The following is a 20,216-nucleotide window of genomic DNA, read 5'->3' as shown; positions in this document are numbered from 1 at the left end:
GTTCCCAAAGATTCGATGAGGTAAGCTTAAGCAAACAAATAACGAATTCAAAAGGGGTTTATCAAACATGAAAAAATGGTTTGCGACATCACTAACGATGGCATTATCGACTTCAATGGTTCTAACGGCATGCAGTACGAAACCTACCGTACAACCGAGTTCCTCTGCTAATTCAACAACCCCAACAGCATCAACAACTCCAGCTAAGAAAGGGGATATCTCCGTATCGGTTTATGACCGTGGAAATATTCCTGCTGCAGAAGGAACATTAGAAGATAATCGTTGGACAAAATTTGTTAATGAAAACGGCCCTGCGAATGTCAAGTATGTGCCAATTCCGCGCAACGATGCGGCACAAAAATTCAATGTACTGTTTGCTTCGGGATCGGCGCCTGACATTATTAACGAGTTTGATCCGAATATATTAAACCCGCTCATTGATCAGAAGCAGCTTATGCCGCTAAACGACCTGATCGACAAGAACAGTGTTGAATATAAGAAGGTGCTTCAGGATTATCCCGCATTGAAGAAAGTAGCAACCAGTCCCGACGGGAAGATGTACAAAATTGGACGGGTGCTAGAATCATTTCCAAGTTATGCGGTCTTTGTCCGTGCAGATTGGTTGAAAAAATTGAATCTGGACGTACCTAAAACGACCGAGGATCTGTATAAAGTAGCAAAAGCATTTGCGGAGCAAGACCCTGACGGCAACGGAAAGAAAGACACATACGGAATGGCATTGAGTTTTCGTTCGGAGTTTGCGATCGATATGATGTTCGGGAACCCTGTTGAGCTGTATGGTCTTGTAAATGATCAACCGAGCCGAGCATTTGAACATGCGAAATTGGCGACGGAGTTCAAAAAACGCTTGTTTGATGAGGGGATAATCGATAAAGACTTCGTGAATGACAAAAATGGGGCAAAGGCCAAACAAGACTTTTTGAATGGCAAGCTGGGCATTTTCCCGACTTTTGTAGGAAGTTGGTTTGATTCGACAGTAACCGATATACAAACCTTGAAAAAGGCTGTTCCAGATGCCGATGTGATCCCTATCGCACTGCCAAAAAGTCCAGTAGGCGAATTTATTCCGGATGTACAAAGTCCAGTGCAAATGACAACTGCGATTAATGCAAAGACTAAAGACCCGGTTGCAGCGATCAAATACATCGACTTTATGAATCGTGTCTCGACGGGTACCAGCCTGCTTTTCGGATTGGAAGGTACGCATTATAAGAAGGATGCAAACGGATGTCCGCAAATCATCGATCCGAATAAAACGAAAGCAGAAGTTAGCTGGGCGGGCGACTACGCTCAATCCTATTCCCGTTTGCTGCTAGGGAAGTGTTCGTTCTTCCAAAATCAATTCAATCCTGACATTCCAGAACAAAAAGCAGGACTGGATATGTTCAACAAAGCCGAGTCCTTATATCTCGATTCGACTAAAAAATACCGTTTCGTCACCTTGCAAGAGCTGATACCGTCTTTCCCCAAAGATATGCAAACGTCATTTAACACCGTCAAAAAGCAAATTACGGATACATGGTTGAAAGCAGTCTTAAGCGGGGATAAATATTCTGTTGATCAAGCCTTTAAGGACGTTCAGACTTCATGGGATAAAGCGGGCGGCAAACAAATGGACGACTTCATAATCGAGTGGTATAAAACCAATAAGGACAGCAGTTTCATGATGAAAGACTTATGGGAGACCGTTGCCAAACAAGCACAAATGAAGAAGTAAGCAACGCGCTTGTAATACACGATGGGGGCCGTTATACGAATCTGCGGTCCTCAGCTTTATTTTATCGATGCATGAATACGAGGAGGGGGATTATGAGGAAGTTTAAGAAATTTGTTTGTGTTTTGGGGCTATTATTTTTTATGGTAATTGGAGCACGTGCTGCTCATGCGGCGGTTATACAGCAGCTGCCGGTCTCGAACCCAGGATTTGAAACACTGACTGTAACGAACGGTGTTTACAGTCCGAAAGATTGGAAGACGTGGTGGTGGAGCGGACCCGTCAACAATCCGTCAATTTCGGCAGCGAATTATACGGAGAATGAAAAAAGCGGCGGCCAGCGCTCCGTATTTATTGGCAGTGTCAGCACGGGATACGCGGGGTGGGTATCGAATCCCATAACGCTTCCTTCGGATATGATGTCGTTTCGAATTTCTACCAAACTGAAGACATCGGAAGATTATGCGGGAAACAAACCGCGTTTGTGGGTTTCCTTCCAGAACAACGGGACTTTTTTAGGGTCCTACACGACGGATCAGACGGAGGGGTTGTCACTTGCGGATTGGACGGAAGTGTCCTTTACCGTCGATCGAAGCCAATTTCCGGCTGGCACCAACACGCTTGTGCTGAACCTGTCGACAACCAGCATAAATACTGCGACACCAGCAAGCGGCAAAATTTACTATGATGATGTGATGGTGGAGGCGTCGGATGAACCGATTCCGGTAGTTCAGCAACTGCCTGTTTCGAATCCGGGCTTTGAGACATTGACCGTGACGAATGGCATTAGCAGTCCAAAAGATTGGAAAACGTGGTGGTGGAACGGATCCGCGAACAATCCGCCGGTTTCGGCGGCGAATTATACAGAGGATGAAAAAAGCAGCGGTTTGCGCTCGGTGTTTATGGGCAGTGTCAGCAGCGGATACGCGGGGTGGGTGTCGAGTCCCATAACGCTCCCTTCGAATATGACATCGTTTCGAATTACAACCAAGCTGAAGGCGTCGCAAGATTATTCGGGCAATAAACCGCGTTTGTGGGTTTCCTTCCAGAACAACGGGACGTTCTTAGGGTCCTACACGACGGATAAGACGGAGGGGGTGTCGCTTGCGGATTGGACGGAGGTGTCGTTTATCGTGGATCGAAGCCAATTTCCAGCTGGCACCAACACGCTTGTGCTGAATTTGACGACTACCAGCATAAATGCCACGACACCGGCAAGTGGCAAGCTATACTACGATGATGTGAAGGCGGAAGCATCGAACCAATCGCTGGGACCGGTTGTTTTTACGTTGAAATCCAATAAATTTGCAAGCTGGTGGAATTTAGGGGACCCCGTAGTGTATCAATTGAACGCTGGAGCAGTAGCGAGTTCCGTTAATGCCATTATTGGTAGCGTTTACAATTCTGATAATGAATTGATCGCACAAGTGCCTGTATCGAGACAGACATTCCTCGATCAAGGTTGGAGCTGGACGCCTCAAGAGCCGGGGTACTACGAAATTGCTTTTGCGTATCAACAGAACGGTTCTACGGATTTAACGGATCTGCCCGTCAAATATACGTATTCACAGACGGATCTTACTACGTTTTCACGTGAGCGATATTCATTGGTAGTAAGTCAGGGGCCAACGAAGCCAATATCTCAAAGATGGCCGACCATGGGCTTTAGCTATCAGCTTTCTGAAGGCGAGAATGCCATGAAACTGGCTGATTTAGTCGGATTTCGCTTTGCGCGGATTCATGCAGTGCCATGGGGATCGCAGTTCCGCGATACGAGCTGGGCGATTGAACCGTCACGCGGTGTTTATGAGTGGTCGAGATTCGATGACCAAATCAACAAGCTGTCAAGTTACGGCTTCGATATGATTGGAAATCTGTTATACACGCCGCAGTGGGCATCGCCGCATCCGGAGCAAACGCAGGCGAATATTAGTGTGCCGGCCTATTCCGCTTATGCTCCTGTGGATATGAAGGACTGGGAAGATTTTGTTCGTGCCGTCGTTACCCGGTACGATAATCAGATTAAGACGTGGGAAGTATGGAATGAGCCGAATTTGCCGGGGTTGAGCGTGTTTTGGCTGGATTCGACGGAACGCTTCGTTGAGCTGTTGAAAACGGCATATAAGACAATCAAAGAGGAGCAGCCAGATTCGGATGTATGGATTGGCGGACTTGCAGGACGCAACTATTTATCATTTTATAAAGAACTGCTCAGCTTGGGCGGAGCGTCCTATTTCGATAAGCTCTCGCTGCATGGTTACCTGCCCGATCCACGCGAATTCCAGCGTATTGATCAGGCTTTTGGGATCGCTTCCAAGCAGTGGGCTGATTCGGAGAGTCATGCGATTCTGGTCAATTCGAATTCAGTAACAGGCACAGTACCTACGGAATCTGAGATCGCTAAGCGGATGATCGTTGACTTCCTGTCACAGCTCAAATGGGGAACGCAAAAAATTGCCTTATTTCATATGTTGAATTTATCGGAGATGGAAACTTTATCTTATGCCAAGAGCACAGGAACTGTAACGCACGCATCGGGTTTATTCCGCTCTAAGCCGCGAGTGGAGCCTAGACTGGCAGCGTCAGTAGCCCACCATTTTCTCGATCTTGCTGGCCAATCGCTCGTTTATAAAGGGGAGTACGTTCTCCAGGAAGGACAAAAAGCAGTTGTAATTGACAACGACGGAACCCGACTCATAGGTTTGTGGACTGACGGATCCTCAGAAGCTCCGATCGATGCGCGTCTAGCGGCTGCTTTCACGAGTGAAACCCTCGTTACGGACTGGGAGGGCAAAACGCAAAGTGCCAATAACCTACTTAGCGTACATCCTGGTAAGGTATATTGGATAAGTAATGCGGATAGCGCAGCATTAGCGCTACTACCGATCTCAGAGCCGTTTTTGATCTCGGATTTCGACCGTAATACGAGTAATATTGTTGTCCCTGAGTCCAAGGGAACCAGCGGAGAACTGTTCAATCCTGCCACATTAGAAGTCGCAGACCATGCTGTTTGGACTACCGATAATTGGGCGTATAAAGCAGCTGCTCAGTCGACGAAACCGGCGGATTTTGACGCTTCGTTTGCGGCGGGGTATTCGGATAGCGGGCTAGACCTGATCGTTCGTGTGAAGGATGGGACATTTGTTCAGGATAATCCACTCGGAAGCTTCTGGAAAGGGGACAGCGTACAGTTCGCGATTGACACATTCGGACAGGGATTTACGGGAGATCAGGTGGAGTTCCAGGCAGCACTGACACCGCAAGGCCCAGTGCTTTATAAACAATCGGTGCCTTATGTTGGCGGAAATTTGCCAACAAATTGGACACCGGGTAACAGCGTAGCACAGTACGCGTCCCTAAAGGTAGATCAAACGGTTCCCAATGAAACAACTTATTATATCCATGTGAATTCTTCTGAATTATATCCTTATGTACATGATCCGAAAGGTCCTCTTCGACTGTCTGTGCTGGTCAACGACAATAACGGCAGCGGTCGGCTTGGATGGCTTGAGTGGAGCAGCGGGATTGGCAGTGATAAAAATCCGGCGAAATATGGAAAAGTGTGGATGTTGAATGGGCTAGTTGTTGAAGCGGCTCAAACGAATATGACGGAGGGACAAACACAGACTCTGGGTGCCCACGGACTGACGGCAAGCGGGTTTGTAGATTTATCTGGCAAAGCTGCGTGGCATTCATCCGATCCATCAACCGTAACTGTGGATACTTATGGCGTAGTGAAGGCAATTGGGGAAGGCAGAGCGATCATTCAAGCATCGTACGGTCCCTTTGTCGGCAGCATAGAGATAACGGTAGATAATACGGCGCCAACTGCAACAGTGGCCTATAGCGTGCTAAACGCACAAAGTGTAATTGCCACAATCACACCGAGCGAATCGGTAACGATTACGAATAATGGAGGTTCAAACAGCTACACATTCATCTTTAACGGCAGCTTTACCTTCGAATTCGTCGACGCAGCAGGAAATCACGGAACGGCAACGGCAACTGTGAACAATATTGCAGCAAAAAGTAAAGCTAAACCGGGTACAGTGGTACTATCCGATGACAATGGGTATGATACCGGACTTCTGGACGGTACATATAATGTTACGATGAACATGTGGTATGGAGAAAACGGTAGAATCTACAAGCTTTACGAGAATGATGTATTAATGGATACACAAATTCTCACTGACAATTCACCATCAGCTCAATCCACCATAACATCCATTACCTACAAGCAGAATGGGATTTATCGTTACTATGCAGAGCTTACCAATGCATTCGGCACAACAACGAGCCCTACACACGTAGTAACGGTTACAAAAGCAGCACCGGAAAAATCAGTTCTTTCCAACGATAACTGGGATGGTGACGGCAATTTTAAAGTCAGCATGAACATGTGGTGGGGAACCAATGGCGGGACGTACAATTTATATGAGAATGGTATTCTCATCTATACAGAAGCACTGGCGAATCATACACCGAACGCCCAATCAGCGGTAATGACCGTGGCAAATAGAGCAAAAGGCAACTATGAGTATCGAGCTGAGCTTATTAACTATGCAGGAGCCACCTCTAGCGAAAAGATGATAGTAAATGTAACTAAATAGTTAAGTTTTGAAGGGGTTGTCTCAAAAGTAGAAATCTACTTGAGGACAGCCCTCTTCTCTTTAAATTAGACGTTTCCTGTAGATGCAGAGTGAACGTAGAGACGCTATTTACGTGAAATATGCTCTAATTCAAGTAAACGAGGAACGTATTGACGCTATTCCGTTGTTTTTAGCTTCGGATCGCTCAAATTTGATCGAATAACGCCCTCACGTTCCGCTAATTCAATTTTTAGCTCATTTCATCCACTTTAGCGGCTTGTCGTTCCGTTAAGAACAACCTCTGTCCCAAAAGGACCTCCCCCAGAACGAGAGGATATTTTAATTAAAATCAATTCCTAGCTTCTATTTTTAAACTATTTATTGCATCATTAGTAGGGAATCATAAGTTAAAGAGTGATAAGGTTGAATTTGATGTATTTGTGTCTAATCAAAACTAAAGGGGATGCGCTAACATGAATAGAATTCAGGAGTTTAACGCGCTGCATGAATCAAATGAAGTTTTATTGCTGGGGAACGCCTGGGACCTACTCTCCGCTCTGTCACTTGAGAAAGCCGGATTCAAAGCAATCGGTACAACTAGTTGGGGAGTAGCGAAAAGCCTAGGATATTCTGACGGCGAAATGATTGAATTTGCCATACAGCAAAACGTTGTGAAAATGATCGTAGATCATGTGAAAATACCTGTTACTGCAGACATTGAGTCCGGTTATGGAGAAGATGATCAAACGATTGTCGATAATGTGTTAAAACTTGCCGATTTAGGTGCGTCAGGAATCAATATAGAGGATTCACTCAAGAACCAAGCGGGCCTCAAACCATTGGACCAACAATGCCATCTTTTATCGAAAATTAGAACTGCATTAGAGAAGAATGGCTATCAAGGATTTTATATCAACGCAAGGACTGATACATATTTACAAAATCAAGATCCTCTAAATGAAACGATTTACAGAGCAAAAGCCTATGTCGAAAGCGGCGCAAGCGGTATTTTTGTTCCCGGATTGAAAGAAGATGACGAAATCAGAGTAATCATCTCACAAACAAATGCGCCGCTAAATATTATGTCTTTGCCGGGACTCACTAGCTGCAATAAGCTCAAGGAGCTTGGAGTCAAAAGGTTAAGTATTGGAGGTGCGTTATATCGGAAGGTTAACAACTTATTGGATCATTGTGCGGCTCAAATTTATGAGTCTCAGGATACATCGATATTATTTAATTGATTAATAATTTAAAATGTTAACCTAAGACTAGGCTTCGAACTGAAACAGTTTAGTGAAAAATTTCATTGAATCAGGACTACAATTGCTTTTTAATCGAGTGTGCAATTCTTGTTTGGCAATTTTCAAGTCAATATCGAATTCGTGCAATTTGGCGCTCTCCATCCAATGATCCGCTGTTTCGAATGAAGTGCTTTGCCATGCGCTGTTTTCATCTAACGAAATTCTGCTTTCTTTGACACCGGAAATAACGATATCCAACGTGCCTTGTAAATCCAATAAACCTTGTCCAAAGGTTTTTTTCATTTCTTTGGCATGCATGCCCGTTTTAACTCTTAACAACCTTGTTTCAATCCCTTCTTCTTCTTTGATTTGCCGGAAGAGCTCTAAGGAAGCGTTGGAAACAAGGCCGTTTTTATAACGATCTTCAATGGGTTGAGGGCTTCCTAATATGGCTTTGACCCATGGAAACAGTTCGCGTGAAATGAAAACCGATTTTTTCTTCAGGAATTTGCCATAGGCAGCTGTACCGTCGCTCGGAAACCGTGCTCGCCACACCCAAGGATCTAAATCAGTGCCAGTTAACCACGGCTCACCGTGAGTGACCTGATAGAGTGACGGGTGATCTGGGATTAAGGGAGCTAAAGGTAGAATACCGACTTCATGAATAAGTTGAACGGCCTCTTCATACGTATGTATTTTCTGTTCTTTCATAGCAGTTCACCTCAACCAGTCGATTTAATTTGAAAATAATGGCTTATCCATATAAATATGAAGCATGTGACAGTTAAACACAATATAATTGTCTAGAGCTATCCCTTTCAAATTGGAATAAATATCTATTGATTAATAACCTGAAGCTAATTAAAATAGTAAAGGTTATTAAAACTAAATATGAACCCTCATCAACCTAGATGAGGTAGAGGTCGCGATGTTGAAGAGTACATCGGAGGAAGTCCAGTAAAGACTGTTAATTCCGATGAAAAGGCAACATTGCCGAAGCCGCACGGTATACTGACCGCGCCCGGCTGGGGCCGTTTCCGAAAGGAGCGGAACTGTCATACTGTTTTATCCAAAACAGTGTGTTGTGCTATCTTGAAATAGGATAAATGAGGGAGTAGAAGCTGCCTGACTTATTTATGAAAAGAGGCGGCTTTTTTGTGTTGTTAGCCTTCTATTTAAAGAAAGCTAATGGAAAACATGTAAAGGGAGCGTACAAAAATTGAAAGAGAACAAGTTACGTAGAGGTTTAAAGTCGCGCCACATGACGATGATTTCACTCGGCGGATCGATTGGAACAGGGTTGTTCCTAGCCAGCGGCGGGGCGATTCATACGGCAGGACCAGGCGGCGCGCTGTTAGCATACTTGGTCATTGGAATTATGGTTTACTTTTTGGTAACAAGCTTAGGAGAAATGGCGACATATATGCCGGTATCTGGAACATTTAGTACCTACGCAACGAAATTCGTGGATCCATCCTTTGGTTTCGCGCTAGGGTGGAATTATTGGTACAACTGGGCAATTACAATTGCGGCAGAGTTGTCCGCGGCGACGTTAATTATTAAGTTCTGGCTGCCTGACAGCCCGTCGTTCTTATGGAGTGCTTTATTCCTTGCTTTGATGGTTGGTCTTAATTTATTGTCTGTTAAAAGCTATGGCGAGTCGGAATATTGGTTCGCAATGATAAAGATTGTAACAATTACAGTGTTTATCGGTATCGGATTGCTAATGATCGTCGGCATCTGGGGCGGAAAAGCGATTGGATTCAGTAATTTTACAGCAGGTGACGCGCCGATTTCGGGCGGCTTGCTTGCCGTACTTGGTGTTTGTATGGCTGCCGGCTTCTCCTTCCAAGGAACAGAACTCGTCGGAATTGCAGCAGGGGAGTCCGAGAATCCACGGAAGAGCGTACCTCGCGCGATTCGCAGCGTATTCTGGAGAATTCTATTATTTTACATCTTGGCTATTTTCGTTGTTGGCATGCTGATTCCGTATTCCACAGATACATTGGCTAGCGACAGCGTAGCGGCAAGTCCGTTTACGATTATTTTCGAAAAAGCAGGCTTAAGCATAGCAGCTTCTGTGATGAATGCCGTTATCCTAAGCTCGGTTTTATCCGCGGGTAATTCAGGGATGTACGCTTCCACACGCATGCTGTGGGTATTGGCGAAAGAAGGTAAAGCACCTAAATTATTCACTAAATTAAATAAAAGCGGGATTCCAGTTTACGCCCTGCTCGCGACAGCTGCAATCGGAATGCTTACGTTTCTTGCCTCTTTCTTTGGCGATGGTCAAGTGTACATTTGGCTATTGAACGCATCAGGTATGTCTGGATTCATCGCATGGCTTGGTATTGCAATTAGCCATTACCGTTTCCGTAAAGCTTACGTTGCACAAGGGAACAAAGTAGCTGATCTTCCATACCGCTCTATGTGGTTCCCGTTCGGGCCGATCTTGGCAGGTGTAATGTGTATGATTGTCATCATTGGCCAAAGCATTAGCGCGTTTTCGGACGGTCAGGTGGACTGGACGTTCTTACTCGCATCCTATATAGGAATTCCATTTTTCTTGGTGTTGTGGCTGGGCTACAAGTGGAAATACAAAACAAAAGTGTTAAAACTGGAAGAATGCCAGTTGGACCCTACAGTAGATTAATTGAACAAAAAGAGCAAAGGCATAACGCCTTTGCTCTTTTTGCATAGGTCTAGGCTATAAATTTGTGTAATCACATGTAAAGAATACTTGACACAATGTATGTCGGATAATATACTATGTAAATAATACTTTACTTATTTATAAATATTAACAGAAAAGGAGAGGTGTATATGTCCTTTCAAGAAAAGAAAAACATCGTATCTTTAATTACTACCTTACTCATTTTTTCTCTCTATAGTATGTATGTGTTTCAAAAGTACCAAGAAGGGAGCTTTCATACATCGAACGCATTCAGCTTCTGGGGAGCTTTCATTTTAATCTTAATCCCGGTGTCGATTTTAGCAAAAATTATCATTCATATCGTTTTCAGTATGATCAATACCATAGCAACGAAGGAGAAAGAACCTCGAATCACGGATGAGCTGGACAAATTAATTGAATTGAAATCCACGAGAAATTCTCATTATGTATTTATTATTGGTTTTCTTCTAGCAATGATACCGCTGGTTATGGATCAACCACCCTATGTTATGTTCATCATACTTATTAGTTCAGGCTTATTATCAGAGGTGATTGGAGTCATCACACAGCTGTTTCTTTATCGGAGAGGAGTCTAAGATGGGCAAAGCACATATTAGCAACAAGATTCGAACTTTACGCTTTAATCATGATGAAATGACCCAACAACAATTAGCGGATAAAGCAGGGGTGACACGACAGACTATTGTTGCAATTGAGAAAGGAAATTACTCCCCTTCCCTGGAATTGGCTTTTCGTATTGCTCGCGTCTTCGGCTTAACGTTGGAAGAAGTGTTCTCTTTTGAGGAAAATTAGGAGGGGTTAGAAATGACAAACCGTAACACAGGAGCTTCACCGCTTTATTATGCTAGAGTCGCAGGGTTCGGGCTTCTACTTATGGCCATACTTGCTATGTTTTCTAATTTTTCTGTTCTTGAGGGTCTTATCATATCGGATGATGCAGCAAAAACTGCTAGTAACATTATAGCCAATGAGATGTTATTTCGGAGTGGATTAATTAGCTTTGTCATCGTGCTTATTCTTGATGTGCTGGTAGCTTGGGCACTGTATGTTTTACTCAAACCAGTTAATAAGAATCTTGCCATGCTCGCGGCATGTTTTAGGTTGGTGTACACCGCCATTTTTGGAGTCGCCTTGTCAAATTTTTTTAACGTTCTGCCTCTTCTAAGTGGTGCTGAATACTTGACGGTATTCACAACTAATCAGTTACACGCTCAGATGATGTTTCTAATCGATGCATTTAAAAATGGATGGCTGATTGGATTAGTATTCTTTGGATTTCATTTGGTGGTCGTTGGTTATTTAATCATCAAGTCAGGAGGCTATATTCCAAAAATAATTGGGATCTTCTTGATCCTTGCATCTGCTGGATATGTCATAGATAGTATTGCACATTTTCTTCTACCCAACTACACCGACTACAAAACGATATTCCTACTGATTGTAGCCGTACCTGGTGTGATTGGAGAGCTGTCATTAGCTTTCTGGCTTCTGATTAAAGGTGTAAAGGTTCAACAAAGGCAATAGCTATCGATTCTTAAATCAATATTCACAAACTAACCTCCCACGATGGGAGGTTTTTCGTTTTTCGAACAATATGACGAATCACGACGAACGAAATTCCCCCTCACCCCCTCGCAACCCTCAACACGCAACAAATTACCTACCCATCACAAACAACTGTCGGTTCTTCCCCCGATCTCCATTCGGTACAATGAAAGCGCATACTGCTCTTGTAAAGGAGAATTAATCATGAACTTTGATCTGAACGTTGTACCTTTCAGCCGGAGAGAATCCTTCCTAGCGATTTCGATTCTGCCTGAAGCCCAAGATAGACAACAAGGTCTGTATCTGCGCACCGTTCGTGGCGGCGACGATAAATTCGGCGAGGCGTTCCATATTGATATGCTGGATGAAAGCGGTCATTCCGTGTCATTCCAGGCAATAGCTTGCCCGGAGCTGATCCGGCTTGAATCGACGGAAGGCTTAACAGCTGAGATCTGTATCTCCGATCACCGAACATTTCGGATTCGGACGAAAGGCTGTGGAATCCGCTTAACCTTCCGCACGGCTGCTTACGATTACGCCTATCAAGCAGACTCCAGCAGCTGGGAAGTGAACAGCTTCACCCATGAATGCCGATTCATGCTGACAGCGCTGGTTGGCGACTTGAAGATGGAAGTGCCATGGGACAAAATTAAAAGCTCCTATGTAATTGCAGACTTCTTGCCTGACCGCAAATCGGGTGTATCCGAGTTTGCTGTAGAGGAATTCCGCACCGTATGGGAGCCGCGCGCTGCTTGGGAATCCTTCGATGACGCTGTGAAGCAAGTGAAGGAAGAGTTTAACCTGTGGCTATATCGTACCCTGCCTCTGCCAGAACGTTGGCATGAAAGTCGGGAACTTGCATCTTATATCACGTGGTCCTGCCTCGTTCCAGATGAGGGGTGCCTGACCAGGCCGGCGATGTATATGTCGAAGAACTGGATGACGAATATTTGGAGCTGGGATCACTGCTTCAATGCAATGGCGCTTGTTCGCCATGATCCGAAGTTGGCTTGGGATCAATTTATGATTTTCTTTGACCGCCAGGATGAGAGTGGCTTGATTCCTGATTTCATCAATGATAAGTATGAACTCTGGAACTGCAACAAGCCGCCGATTCACGGTTGGACGCTTTCCTGGATGATGGCCAGAACGGACTATATTAAGGATGCCCAACTTCGAGAGGTCTATGAACCACTCTCCAAATGGACGAAATGGTGGTTCCGATATCGCGACGGCGATGGAGATGGCATTCCGCAATACAATCACGGCAATGACTCTGGCTGGGATAACAGTACAGCCTTCAATAATGGCATTCCGGTAGAAAGCCCGGATTTAGCGGCCTTTCTCATTCTTCAAATAGAACTGCTTGCTGAGATTGCGGGACTGCTCGGGCATGCGGAAGAAGCGAAAGAATGGCGGCAGCTTGCTGAGGGCACACTTGAGAAGATGATTTCCCATTTCTGGAAGGATGGCCGCTTCACGGCTTGCCGCTCCGGCACGCACGAGTTATCCGAAGGGGACAGTCTCCTCTTGTTCGTTCCCATTCTTCTAGGCAAACGTCTGCCGGAGCCGATCCGCACAGCTTTGCTGAAGGGGCTAAGGGATGAAGATCGTTTCTTAACCAGTAATGGTTGGGCGACAGAGAGCGTGAATAGTCCTTTCTATAATCCGGACGGCTATTGGCGAGGCCCAATCTGGGCTCCTTCGACCATGCTACTCGTGGAAGGAGTGGCCGCAGCGGGTGATCGTGAATTGGCAGAAGAGGTAGCGCGCCGATTCTGCACCATGCTGGATCGCAGCGGAATGGCGGAGAATTTTGACGCGATTACGGGACAAGGCTTGCGAGATCGTGCCTTTACATGGACATCCAGTGTGTTCTTGATTCTAGGTCATGAATATTCAACCACCTAAATAAAACCTGCACTTCTCCCTGTTATAAATTAGCAGAGGGGAGGTGCTTTTCCGGTTTCGGGGATCGGATCTCAATTTGGTATGTGAAGCCATCGCCGTCAGCGGAATCTCTCATGGATGGAAGATACATTGTTCGCTGAAAGTGTTCCATGCTACACTTCAAGTGTATGATTTTACAGAGAATGCTGGAGGGAGGGTGCGATTATCAAAGATTATTTGCTTAAGCGACTCAACATCCGCCTTTTGTCTGGCTCTTATCGGAGCATTCGCACGAAGCTGCTCTTCTGTTTTCTCATTGTGACGATTATTCCGCTGCTATCGCTTGGGGCCTTGTCATATTACCAGTCCGCGAAGGTCATTAATTCACAGTTTGGCAAATATGGGGAGAATACTGTGGCGCAATTGGAGCAGCAGATGAGTTCGTACTTGAATCGGATGAATCAGACGACGGAGACGGTTTATTCCTATTTACTTGATCCTGCAAGGGTCGATCTAGGGAACCAGGTTCCGACAACTTATAAAGAGATTATGGATAAGAATGATTTTGAAGTTCTTCTGAAAGCGCTTAAAACCGACCGAACGACAGGCATCTACATTATTACCAGTTCTGGCTACTATTATGGAGAAAATAATCTCGATGTGTCGAAGCTCAGCCGTATTCCGGCTTGGCAATCCATGTCGGATGCAAATGAGGGGAAGTACTGGCTGGGATTCTATTCTCAGAATCATGGGATGAAGGAAACCGAAGATTCCGGGATGCCTGTGCTGGGCTTAGCTGTCCCGATTAATAATCCTTACGGCGCGCTGCGGGGCAGCAAGATTCTTATAGAGGAGAATGCGGAAGATCTGCTTCATATGTTCAAATTATTCGAGAACGATACGAAGGCTCATCTAAGAATAGCAAATCCACAGGGACGAATTATATATGAGACAGCAACTGCCTTCACTTCACAAACCAGTGATATTGTCTGGAACAAAACACTTGCAGCTAATCATTGGACGATCGAGGCGAGGCTGCCCTCCCAGTCGTTCTATCGCTCCTCCAGCATTATAAGATCGAATACGATTATGGTTGCTGTAGCTTCATGTCTTCTGGCTTTTGGGCTTGCGTATTTATTCTCCTCCCGATTCACCGCACGGATTCGCCGTCTTAAGGATGCGATGCAGAAGGTCAGCTTCGGTAAGCTGCATACGAGGACTCAGGTCGAAGCCAAGGATGAGCTGGGTATTTTGGATACGAGCTTTAACAATATGGTGGGCGGCATACAGACTTTGATTGGCGAGGTTGAACGGAGCGAGCGGCTCAAGAAGGAAGCGGAGCTGAAGGCTTTTCATTATCAGATCAACCCGCATCTGCTCTTCAATACCCTTAACTCCATTCAATGGAAAGCCAGGCTTCAGGGAGCGGAGGATATCCGCCAAATGCTGTACCATCTCACGATGGTACTCGAAGGCAATCTGGATATCACACAGGAGCTGATACCGCTTGGTCGAGAGCTGCGGATGATTGAGCATTTTCTGAAAATCCAAGAGGTCCGTTATGGCCCCGTATTCGAGTATGAACTGGCATGCGATGAATTGCTCAAGCGTTATCTGATTCCCCGCATGACACTGCAGCCGTTGTTCGAGAATATTTTCTTCCACGGCTTCGAGGATGGCAAGGGAGTGATCCGCTTAACCGTTCAGGAAGAAGGCAATCATTTGCTGCTTACACTGTCCGATAATGGAGTGGGTATTTCAGCGGATAAGCTGAAGCGTCTGCTTCGGCCAAGCGATACGAAGCGTAAGGGCAGGGGAGGCTTGGGTGTGCAAAATGCCGATCAGAAATTCAAACTGCATTTTGGACTGCAATATGGGTTAAAGGTGCAATCCATCAAGGGTGAAGGGACAACGATCATCATGGAATGGCCTAAGAAGGAGGAGAGTCCGCATGGAAACAATCAAGACCATTAAGGTAATCATCGCAGATGACGAGAGCATCGTCCGTAAAGGACTTCGTTCCACGGTTCCTTGGGATAAATATGGGATGGAAGTGGTGGCGGACGCCCCGAATGGCCGCAAAGCTTGGGATGCTTTCCTTGAGCATCGGCCTCAAGTAGTCATTACCGACATTGTTATGCCCGAAATGGATGGCATTGAATTGTCACGCCGAGTCAAGGAAGCAGCTCCCGATACGAAAATCATTCTGCTCAGCTGCCACCGAGATTTCGAGTACGCCCAACAGGGCATGAAGCTGGGAGCAGCCGGCTATTTGCTCAAAACCGCTTTCGAGGATGAAGAACTGGAAGGCATGCTGGCGAAGTTTCAACATGAGCTTGCAATCGTTCCTTCAGCACCAGCAGATGCCCAAGCAGCTGGCAGTGAAGACGAAGATGAGCGGCTGCGTACCCTGCTTTACGCTTGGCTGAATGGCCATAATGACAAACTTATTGGGGAGATGGAGAAACGTACCCGCGAGGTGTGGTCTTTCCAAGGTGAGCCCGTTTACATCTATCTAATCAAGACTTCCGGGTGTGAGGCGTCATGGCTTGATCTGTTAAAGGAAGTGCTAGAGGAAGATCGTCAGCTATGTGAAGGGGCAGTCATTCCTTATGGGGATGAGCGCTGCTACTATATAGTGCCAGAATCGCTTCTGAATGCTGCGGAAAGCTTGCTTGTGGAGAGAAAGAGCGAGAATGCGAAGCTGCAATGGGTCAAAAGAGGGCCGCTCACAAGCACGGAGGAACGTCTTGAAGCGTTGTTAATCCTGCATAAAGCAGCAGAATTGGAGAAAGCCTATGGCGTAACGGCCACAGATTGGCCGGAGCCGATCTGGAAAGCGGTTAAGCTTCTGCATGACAATCCGGCGGCGGAATGGTCTGTCAGCGATGTGGCTGGACAGGTTGGTCTCAGCCGAAGCCACTTCTCTATTATTTTCAAGAAAACGCTGGGAGACAGCTTTGTGGCTTTTCAATACAAACGAAAGCTCAAGCTGGCCTACGGATTATTAAAGGATACGCCGCTGACGATGCAGGATATTGCTGAACGCACGGGGCTTGGAGACAGCAAATATTTCAGCAAATGGTTCAAGCGCTGCACAGGTCAAACGCCAAGTCAGTACCGCGCCGAACATAAGGACGGCACCCTCCGAACAAATGGACACCCACCTCAGTGAATCGAACAAAAACGCACAAACATTCGAATAGTTATCGGTTTTGAACCGCTTTCATTTTAGTTATGATGAAAGCGGTTCAATTATTATCTACTCATTCACTGATAGGGGAGCTGACAGAATGATCAAGAAACTTTCACTCATTGTTCTTACGACTGCAATGGCAATGACTGCGCTTACAGCATGCAGCAGTACTAACGAAGGTACGACTAGCAAGGCGACACAACCGGCTAACGGTAACGATGCTGCCAAAGAGAAAACGCTTCGATTCGCTACATGGGATACCGGGGATGCGCTGAAGATCGAGCAGGATATCGCGAAGAAGTTCGAAGCGAACCATCCGGGAACGAAGGTCCAGGTAGAAGCGTACGCTGACGGTTTCGACCAGAAGCTAGCTGCGGGTTTCGGTGCTACGAATCCTCCGGATGTCATGTATATGTGGGATTTTCCAACGTATCATCAATCACTTGAGCCGCTCGGCAGCTACGCTGACGGGGACAAGGACTTGAAAAAGGATGATTTCTACAAAGGGTTGTTCAATTACGCGACGATCGAGAACAAGCTCTATGGAATTCCAGCTGGCTTCACGACTCGTGTCGTGTATTACAACAAGAAGATGTTTGATGATGCCAAGGTTCCTTATCCGAAGGACGGCTGGACATGGGATGATTTCCAGGATATCTCCAAGAAGCTGACGGATAAAGCCAAGAAACAGTACGGTTTCGGTGTTCGAGCAGAGAACGATACGTACGATCTGCAAGGATTTGTATGGAGTAACGGCGGTTCCTTTATCTCTAATGACGGCAAAACCATCAACGGTTTCATGAATAGCAAAGCAACAGCCGCAGCCATTCAAATGTTTGGGGATATGGTCAAAAACGGTTCGGCCGTGCTGGCTGGAGGCAAAGGACAGCAAAGCGGTGAGGATATCTTCAAAGGCAGCAAAATCGCCATGTGGGAAAGCGGTATTTGGCCGCTGGAATCGTTCAAGGAAGCAGGAATTGATGTAGGGACTGTGGAGATGCCTGCGTTTCCAGGCAAACCAGTCAAAGGCGTGATTGCTGAGTCTGCCCTATCTATTGCGAAGGATTCGAAACAGAAGGATCTCGCTTGGGAGTTTATCAAATATTATGTTTCCAATGAAGCGATCAAGATGCGTGTAGCGGATTTGCCGGTCAGAGTAAGCGTCGTAAACGAGCTTAAGAAAGATCAAGATCCTCTGTACAAGCCGTTTTACACGATGCTGCAGCGCTCCGACAATTCGCCGGCATTCCTGCTCAATGCGAAGTGGAATGAAGTGAATCGTCAGCTATCTTCGGCCGTAGAAGCAACCGTACTTGGCAGTAATGCACAGGAATCGCTGGATCAAGCTGTCAAAGACAGTGAGCGTTATTTGAAATAACATTTCTACAGAAAGAAGGTTAGGGAGATGGCTCAGACCTACCCGCATCAAGCAAACGCAGGGAAACCAATGGCCAACCTCAAGCCTAGAAGGAAACGAAGTTGGGGTGGGGTAACTCCCTACCTCTTCATTTTCCCATGGATCTTCGGATTCCTAGTGTTCACTTTAGGGCCGTTGTTATTCTCGCTTATTATTTCGTTTTTTGATTGGCCGATTGTAGGTAAAGTGCGCTTTATCGGTTTAGGCAATTATGTGGATATGTTTACGAAAGATCCGCTGTTCTGGAAGTCGTTCGGCGTGACAATCAAGTTCGCAGCGCTATTTGTTCCGCTCAATATAGCGGTAGCGCTTGGACTAGCGATTCTGCTTAATCAGAAAATTCGCGGCAGCGCGATTTTTCGAACCGCGTTCTACCTGCCCTCTGTGATCTCGGGCGTGGCGCTAGCTATGATCTGGTCCTGGGTGTACAGCGGAGATTACGGCATTCTAAATTATTTTCTGTCGATCTTCGGTGTGCAGGGTCCGAACTGGTTGAATGATAAACAATGGTCTCTTGTTGCGATGGTCGTTGCAAGCCTATGGGGACAAGGCTCGATGATGCTCATTTTTCTCGCAGGGCTCAAGGGGATACCGAAGGATCTATACGAATCCGCTTCCATAGATGGTGCGGGTAAGCTCAGACAATTCTTCAGCGTTACGATTCCGATGCTCAGCCCGACAATTATATTCAATCTGATTACGTCCATTATCGCGGCGTTCCAACAGTTGACCCTCGCGCTTCTGCTCACTGGAGGCGGTCCGATGAAATCAACGTATTTCTACGCGATGTATATGTACGAGAATGCATTTAAGTTTTTTAAAATGGGTTATTCCGCAGCAAACGCATGGTTCATGTTCCTTATTGTGCTCAGTCTGACATTCCTTGTATTCAAGTCGTCAGAGGCTTGGGTGTTCTATGAAGGCGAAATGAAGCAGAAGTCACAGAAGAAAGTGAAATCCGGCGGAAGGAGGCGGTCTGCATGAAACGGATAATCGTATATATGATGCTGATTATCTGCTCGCTGCTGTTCGTCGCTCCGCTGTTCTGGGCGGTGACGACGGCGGTGAAATCGCCAGCGGAGCTGTACCTTTTCCCACCAAAATGGATTCCTTCGGTTTGGAAATTCAGTAATTTCGCCGATGCGTGGACGATTCAGCCTTTTAACTTATTCCTGAAAAATACCGTCATCGTGACGTTGATGTCAACGCTCGGCCAACTAATATCTTGTACGCTCGTAGCCTACGGGTTTGCGAGATTCCAATTTAAAGGGCGCGATCTGCTGTTTCTGATTGTACTTGCTACGATGATGATCCCTTGGGAAGTCACCATGATCCCGCAGTATATGGAGTTTAACTACCTCGGCTGGATTAATACGCTCAAACCGCTTATTGTTCCGTCGTGGTTCGGTTCTGCTTATTATATCTTCTTGCTGAGACAGTTCATTCTTACGCTTCCTCGCGAGTTAGATGAGGCAGCAACGATCGATGGGGCAAACAAATTTGCTATTCTTGTGCGGATCATTGTTCCGCTCATGGGACCATCGCTCATCTTAGTCGGCGTGTTTCAGATTATGAGCTGTTGGAACGATTATCTGGGACCGCTAATTTTCCTCAATGATCAGTCGAAATATACACTGACGCTCGGATTGTCGCAGTTCAAAGGGATGTTTGGCGTCGATATGCAGTCCATTATGGCTATAACCTGTTTGATCTCCATTCCGCCGTTGGCCGTGTTCTTCTTCGCGCAGCGCTACATTGTCGGTGGAATCGCGGGTACGGGGATTAAGGGGTAGATTGCTTAGGAGCGGATGGTCACTTTAAGCTTGGCGAGATCCGGTACCCTGTGGAGGTACTGTTGTAATTATCCAATGAGTTACTACCAATTTTGTATTTTATACAACAATT

General features: G+C 46.0%; 14 protein-coding genes and 1 riboswitch. Of the genes, 13 read left to right on the top strand and 1 reads right to left on the bottom strand.

Annotated features, from left to right (window positions below):
- Window positions 1-67 precede the first annotated feature (67 nt).
- The 3 genes from GC098_RS05900 (at window position 68) to GC098_RS05890 (ending at window position 7,568) form a co-directional block, all read left to right on the top strand.
- Entirely contained in the window at window positions 68-1,738 is a 1,671-nt protein-coding gene (locus GC098_RS05900; protein WP_171641864.1) for an extracellular solute-binding protein, read from the top strand.
- A gap of 92 nt (window positions 1,739-1,830) precedes the next feature.
- Window positions 1,831-6,348, top strand: coding sequence for a beta-galactosidase (locus GC098_RS05895; RefSeq protein WP_171641862.1), 4,518 nt, complete (start codon window positions 1,831-1,833; stop codon window positions 6,346-6,348).
- 452 nt (window positions 6,349-6,800) lie between these two features.
- A complete protein-coding gene (locus tag GC098_RS05890) occupies window positions 6,801-7,568 on the top strand; it encodes an isocitrate lyase/PEP mutase family protein (RefSeq protein WP_171641860.1) in 768 nt (255 codons plus the stop codon).
- A 27-nt stretch (window positions 7,569-7,595) separates the two neighbouring features.
- On the opposite strand, the gene GC098_RS05885 is transcribed toward GC098_RS05890, so the two are convergent.
- Entirely contained in the window at window positions 7,596-8,279 is a 684-nt protein-coding gene (locus GC098_RS05885; protein ID WP_171641858.1) for an AlkZ-related protein, read from the bottom strand.
- Window positions 8,280-8,477: 198 nt separating this feature from the next.
- A riboswitch (Lysine riboswitch) is annotated at window positions 8,478-8,666 on the top strand.
- A gap of 163 nt (window positions 8,667-8,829) precedes the next feature.
- Here GC098_RS05885 and GC098_RS05880 point away from each other — a divergent pair.
- The 10 genes from GC098_RS05880 to GC098_RS05835 all read left to right on the top strand — a co-directional run bounded on the left by GC098_RS05880 (window position 8,830) and on the right by GC098_RS05835 (window position 20,104).
- The gene (locus GC098_RS05880; protein WP_246358452.1) at window positions 8,830-10,221 is read left to right on the top strand and encodes an amino acid permease; all 1,392 of its coding nucleotides are present in this window, start codon (window positions 8,830-8,832) and stop codon (window positions 10,219-10,221) included.
- 170 nt (window positions 10,222-10,391) lie between these two features.
- Complete coding sequence (locus tag GC098_RS05875) at window positions 10,392-10,838, top strand: hypothetical protein (protein WP_171641854.1); 447 nt, start codon at window positions 10,392-10,394, stop codon at window positions 10,836-10,838.
- Between the two features lies 1 nt (window position 10,839).
- Complete coding sequence (locus GC098_RS05870) at window positions 10,840-11,055, top strand: helix-turn-helix transcriptional regulator (RefSeq protein WP_171641852.1); 216 nt, start codon at window positions 10,840-10,842, stop codon at window positions 11,053-11,055.
- A gap of 12 nt (window positions 11,056-11,067) precedes the next feature.
- Entirely contained in the window at window positions 11,068-11,787 is a 720-nt protein-coding gene (locus GC098_RS05865) for a DUF4386 domain-containing protein (protein WP_171641850.1), read from the top strand.
- Between the two features lie 225 nt (window positions 11,788-12,012).
- On the top strand, window positions 12,013-13,719 hold the full coding sequence (locus GC098_RS05860) for an amylo-alpha-1,6-glucosidase (protein ID WP_171641848.1): 1,707 nt from the start codon (window positions 12,013-12,015) through the stop codon (window positions 13,717-13,719).
- A gap of 216 nt (window positions 13,720-13,935) precedes the next feature.
- Entirely contained in the window at window positions 13,936-15,672 is a 1,737-nt protein-coding gene (locus tag GC098_RS05855) for a cache domain-containing sensor histidine kinase (protein ID WP_171641846.1), read from the top strand.
- Window positions 15,650-16,873 carry a response regulator transcription factor gene (locus tag GC098_RS05850; RefSeq protein WP_171641844.1) on the top strand — a complete coding sequence of 408 codons (1,224 nt, stop codon included), beginning with the start codon at window positions 15,650-15,652 and terminating at the stop codon, window positions 16,871-16,873. The genes GC098_RS05855 and GC098_RS05850 overlap by 23 nt, the downstream gene beginning before the upstream one ends.
- Window positions 16,874-16,991: 118 nt before the next feature.
- Window positions 16,992-18,272, top strand: a complete 1,281-nt coding sequence (locus tag GC098_RS05845) for an ABC transporter substrate-binding protein (protein WP_171641841.1) — start codon at window positions 16,992-16,994, stop codon at window positions 18,270-18,272.
- 69 nt (window positions 18,273-18,341) lie between these two features.
- Window positions 18,342-19,295, top strand: coding sequence for a carbohydrate ABC transporter permease (locus GC098_RS05840; protein ID WP_171642010.1), 954 nt, complete (start codon window positions 18,342-18,344; stop codon window positions 19,293-19,295).
- On the top strand, window positions 19,292-20,104 hold the full coding sequence (locus GC098_RS05835; protein WP_171641839.1) for a carbohydrate ABC transporter permease: 813 nt from the start codon (window positions 19,292-19,294) through the stop codon (window positions 20,102-20,104). The genes GC098_RS05840 and GC098_RS05835 overlap by 4 nt, the downstream gene beginning before the upstream one ends.
- Window positions 20,105-20,216 lie beyond the last annotated feature (112 nt).

This window comes from Paenibacillus phytorum, from assembly GCF_013141715.1.
Taxonomy (GTDB): domain Bacteria; phylum Bacillota; class Bacilli; order Paenibacillales; family NBRC-103111; genus Paenibacillus_E; species Paenibacillus_E phytorum.
This window is presented reverse-complemented; position numbering and strand designations above follow the sequence as displayed.

Excerpts from the sequence above, each read along its gene's own strand:
- GC098_RS05900 (WP_171641864.1), top strand. The coding sequence starts at position 68 with ATGAAAAAATGGTTTGCGACATCACTAACGATGGCATTATCGACTTCA.
- GC098_RS05895 (WP_171641862.1), top strand. The coding sequence starts at position 1,831 with ATGAGGAAGTTTAAGAAATTTGTTTGTGTTTTGGGGCTATTATTTTTT.
- GC098_RS05890 (WP_171641860.1), top strand. The coding sequence starts at position 6,801 with ATGAATAGAATTCAGGAGTTTAACGCGCTGCATGAATCAAATGAAGTT.
- GC098_RS05885 (WP_171641858.1), bottom strand. The coding sequence starts at position 8,279 with ATGAAAGAACAGAAAATACATACGTATGAAGAGGCCGTTCAACTTATT.
- GC098_RS05880 (WP_246358452.1), top strand. The coding sequence starts at position 8,830 with ATGACGATGATTTCACTCGGCGGATCGATTGGAACAGGGTTGTTCCTA.
- GC098_RS05875 (WP_171641854.1), top strand. The coding sequence starts at position 10,392 with ATGTCCTTTCAAGAAAAGAAAAACATCGTATCTTTAATTACTACCTTA.
- GC098_RS05870 (WP_171641852.1), top strand. The coding sequence starts at position 10,840 with ATGGGCAAAGCACATATTAGCAACAAGATTCGAACTTTACGCTTTAAT.
- GC098_RS05865 (WP_171641850.1), top strand. The coding sequence starts at position 11,068 with ATGACAAACCGTAACACAGGAGCTTCACCGCTTTATTATGCTAGAGTC.
- GC098_RS05860 (WP_171641848.1), top strand. The coding sequence starts at position 12,013 with ATGAACTTTGATCTGAACGTTGTACCTTTCAGCCGGAGAGAATCCTTC.
- GC098_RS05850 (WP_171641844.1), top strand. The coding sequence starts at position 15,650 with ATGGAAACAATCAAGACCATTAAGGTAATCATCGCAGATGACGAGAGC.
- GC098_RS05845 (WP_171641841.1), top strand. The coding sequence starts at position 16,992 with ATGATCAAGAAACTTTCACTCATTGTTCTTACGACTGCAATGGCAATG.
- GC098_RS05840 (WP_171642010.1), top strand. The coding sequence starts at position 18,342 with ATGGCCAACCTCAAGCCTAGAAGGAAACGAAGTTGGGGTGGGGTAACT.
- GC098_RS05835 (WP_171641839.1), top strand. The coding sequence starts at position 19,292 with ATGAAACGGATAATCGTATATATGATGCTGATTATCTGCTCGCTGCTG.